The organism is Sphingomonas bacterium (assembly GCF_903643065.1).
Taxonomy (GTDB): domain Bacteria; phylum Pseudomonadota; class Alphaproteobacteria; order Sphingomonadales; family Sphingomonadaceae; genus Sphingomonas.
The window spans coordinates 1-2,847 of sequence record NZ_CAHJWX010000409.1; the positions used below are offsets into that span (position 1 = coordinate 1).

The following is a 2,847-nucleotide window of genomic DNA, read 5'->3' on the forward strand; positions in this document are numbered from 1 at the left end:
CGGCGCCGCGCCGCTGCCGGCGCTGCCGGGGATCGAGCGCGGCGCCTATGACCTGATCGCGGTGCTCGACGTGGTGGAGCATATCGCCGACGACGTCGCGGCGCTGGCGGCGATGCGCGAGCGGCTGGCGCCCGGCGGCGCGATCCTGATCACCGTGCCCGCGCACCCATGGATGTGGAGCGCGCACGACGTGGTGAACCACCATCACCGGCGCTACACCAAGGCGACGCTGCGCGCGGCGATCGCCGCCGCCGGCCTGCGCCCGGAACGGCTCGCATATTTCAACTCGCTGCTGTTCCCGCTCGCCGCCGGGGCGCGGTTGGCGGGCCGCCTGACCGGGCGCGAGGACAGCGACGACTCGCCGCCGCCGGGGCCGGTCAACGCGCTGTTCGAGCGCATCTTCCGGCTGGAGCGGCATCTGGTCGGGCGCGTGCCGATGGGGCCGGGGGTGAGCATCGTGACGCTGGCGCGATCAGCGGTGCCGTGAGGCAAGCCCCTCCCCTTCAGGGGAGGGGTTGGGGTGGGGCGTCGCCTCATACGCCGGCTCCGGTCGAGAGGCCCCACCCCCAGCCCCTCCCCTGAAGGGGAGGGGAGCAGTAGGCGACGTCACCCCCAGCGTCGCGCGGCCTCGCACCGGGCCGGCGATGTCGGCGACGATGTACAGCGGCCGCCGCTTCACCTCGACATAGATGCGGCCCAGATACTCGCCCAGCATGCCGAGCACGAACATCTGTGCGGCACTCAGCACCACGACGACGAGCATGGTCGAGGTCCAGCCCTGCACCGGCGAGCCCGCGAAATAGCCCCAGCCGATATAGAAGAGCAGCAGCAGCGAGACGCCCGCGAGCAGCACGGAAGCATGGCTGGCCCAACGCAGCGGCGCCGTCGAGAAGCCGGTCACCGCGTCAAAGGCGAGCCGCAGCATCTTGGCGAACGGATAGGAAGTCTCGCCCGCCGCGCGCTCCTGCCGGTCATAGGGGAAGGGGACCTGGCGAAAGCCGATCCAGGCGACCATGCCGCGGATGAAGCGCGCCTGCTCGCCCAGTGCCAGGAACGCGTCGAGCGCGCGCCGGGACATCAGCCGGAAATCACCGGTGTCGAGCGGGATCTCCGTGTCGGTCAGCCGATCGAGCAGCCGGTAGAAGATCGCGGCGGTCGCGCGCTTGAACACCGTCTCGCCCTGCCGGCGGCGGCGCACCGCGTAGACGACGTCCGCCTCCTGCTCGATCATGGCGGCGCGCATGTCGGCGAGCAGCTCGGGGGGGTCCTGCAGGTCCGCGTCGATGATCAGGATCTGCTCGCCGCCGCACAGGTCCAGCCCGGCGGTGAGCGCCAGCTGGTGGCCATGGTTGCGCGACAGGTTGACGCAGACGAGGTGCCCGTCGGTGTCCGCCAGCCGCCGCATCTCCGCCCAGGTCCGATCGCGGCTGCCGTCGTTGACCAGCACGATCTCGTGCGCGTCCCCCACCGCCGCCCGCGCCGCCGCCGACACGCGCGCGTGCAGCAAGGGCAGGCACGCCGCCTCGTTGTAGCAGGGGATCACGACGGAGAGCGCGGGCGCGGGCATTCCGGTGACGTAGCCGCGATTGCGGCTGGCCGGCAAATTAGCTAAGCAGGTTGGCTAAGGAGTCGGGCGATGGCGACGGTAACAGTGCACGAGGCGAAGACCCACCTGTCGAAGCTGATCGCGCGCGCGCTGGATGGCGAGGACGTGGTGATCGCGCGCGGCAAGGTGCCGACGGTCAAACTGGTGCCGGTCGAGCCGGCGCCGCCCCCGCGTCGCGTTCCGGGAAGCATGGCGGGACAGTTTACTTATGCACCGGACGTTTTCGATCCGGCGTCCGACGACGAACTGCGGGAGTGGGGACTGCTCTAGGTGGCGTTGCTGCTCGACACGCACGCGTTGCTCTGGTGGTTTGACTTGCCGCAAGCCATTGGGCGATCGGCGCGCGCGGGGATCGAGCAGGAACCAGGACCGGTGCTGGTGAGCAGCATCACGGCGTTCGAGATCGCGACCAGGCACGCGATTGGCAAGCTGTCGGGCGTCGAGCCGCTGCTGGCCGGTTTCGAGCATAAGCTTGGGAACGAAGGCTTTGGCCTGCTGCCGGTGGAGGTCCGTCATGCGCTCGCCGTCGCCAACCTGCCGCTGCATCATCGCGACCCGTTCGACCGGCTGTTGATCGCGCAGGCGCTGGTCGACGATCTGACGCTGGTCTCGAACGAGACGCTGTTCGACCGGTACGGCGTTCGCCGCCTGTGGTAGGCTAGACCCGCTCCACCGCGTGCACCGCGTCCGTCGCGCGGAGTGCCGCCATCAGGCGCATCAGTTGCGCCAGGTCGTGGACCTCGACATCGATGGTGTTGGTATGGAAGCGCGTGTCGCGCGTGTCGAGGCGCAGCGCGATGATGTTGGCCTTGTGCTGGCCGATCACGGTGGCGATGACGCCCAGCGCGCCGGGCTGGTTGCTGACCATCACCTCCAGCCGCGCGGTGGCGCCGTCCGCGCCGTCGCCCCAGGCGAGGTCGACCCAGTCGGTCTCGGCCGCCGAGCGCTCGGCCAGCTCGGCGAGCACGGCGCAGCCGTTCGCGTGCACCTCGATCCCGGCATCCGGGCGGCGCAGCCCGACGATGCGATCGCCGGGCACGGGGTGACAGCATCGGGCGAGGTCGAAGGCGACGCCCGGCGTCAGCCCCTTGATCGAGATCGCGCTGGCCTGTGGCGCGGCGACCGCGACGTCGGCGCCGGCCGAGCCGGGCATCAGCGCCTCCATCACCTGTCCGTCGGTGAGCGTCCGCCGGGCGATCGCGGCGAGCAGCGCCGCATCGTCGGGCAGCTTGAGCCGCCGG

The 2,847-nt window shown here is 70.8% G+C and carries 5 protein-coding genes; 3 read left to right on the forward strand and 2 right to left on the reverse strand.

Annotated features, from left to right (window positions below):
* The coding region (locus HUU95_RS12985) for a class I SAM-dependent methyltransferase (RefSeq protein WP_174280485.1) at positions 1-487 on the forward strand (487 nt) is incomplete at its 5' end.
* On the opposite strand, the gene HUU95_RS12990 is transcribed toward HUU95_RS12985, so the two are convergent.
* Complete coding sequence (locus HUU95_RS12990) at positions 473-1,567, reverse strand: glycosyltransferase family 2 protein (protein ID WP_254602795.1); 1,095 nt, start codon at positions 1,565-1,567, stop codon at positions 473-475. The genes HUU95_RS12985 and HUU95_RS12990 overlap by 15 nt on opposite strands.
* 69 nt (positions 1,568-1,636) lie before the next feature.
* On the opposite strand from HUU95_RS12990, the gene HUU95_RS12995 reads away from it, so the two are divergent.
* Entirely contained in the window at positions 1,637-1,876 is a 240-nt protein-coding gene (locus HUU95_RS12995; protein WP_174280486.1) for a type II toxin-antitoxin system Phd/YefM family antitoxin, read from the forward strand.
* Entirely contained in the window at positions 1,877-2,263 is a 387-nt protein-coding gene (locus HUU95_RS13000) for a type II toxin-antitoxin system VapC family toxin (protein ID WP_174280487.1), read from the forward strand.
* A gap of 1 nt (position 2,264) precedes the next feature.
* On the opposite strand, the gene HUU95_RS13005 is transcribed toward HUU95_RS13000, so the two are convergent.
* On the reverse strand, positions 2,265-2,847 hold a 583-nt coding region (locus tag HUU95_RS13005), incomplete at its 5' end, for an ACT domain-containing protein (protein WP_174280488.1).